The sequence below is a fragment of the Vibrio sp. 10N.222.48.A3 genome, from assembly GCF_041475345.1.
GTDB lineage: Bacteria > Pseudomonadota > Gammaproteobacteria > Enterobacterales > Vibrionaceae > Vibrio > Vibrio tasmaniensis_A.
The window spans coordinates 1-313 of sequence record NZ_JBFRVX010001122.1 but is presented as its reverse complement, the minus strand read 5'-3'; the positions used below and the strand labels follow the sequence as shown (position 1 = coordinate 313).

The following is a 313-nucleotide window of genomic DNA, read 5'->3' as shown; positions in this document are numbered from 1 at the left end:
GAACCAACATGCTTTGATGTCCATTGAAGCGAACACCGACTCCAATACATCTAAATCGATACCGGTTTCAGGATCGGTCGGGATCTCAACAGCGGTAAGATTAAGCCTTTCAATGGTCTGTAACACACCGTAAAACGCAGGGTACTCTATCGCGACTAAGTCACCCGGTTCGGTACAGGATTGCAGGCATAAGTTAAGTGCTTCCATTGCCCCAGATGTGATCACAATATCGTCGGGCAATACATCTAGCCCACCAGCTTGATAGCGCTGAGCGATTTGCCTGCGTAATGTTTCACTGCCCGGTGGCAGATTA

Annotated in this window: 1 protein-coding gene; it reads right to left on the bottom strand. The window is 48.6% G+C overall.

Annotated features, from left to right (window positions below; translation table 11 throughout):
* Window positions 1-313: aminotransferase class I/II-fold pyridoxal phosphate-dependent enzyme (locus tag AB4653_RS24265; RefSeq protein WP_372105513.1), on the bottom strand; the 313-nt coding region annotated here is incomplete at both ends.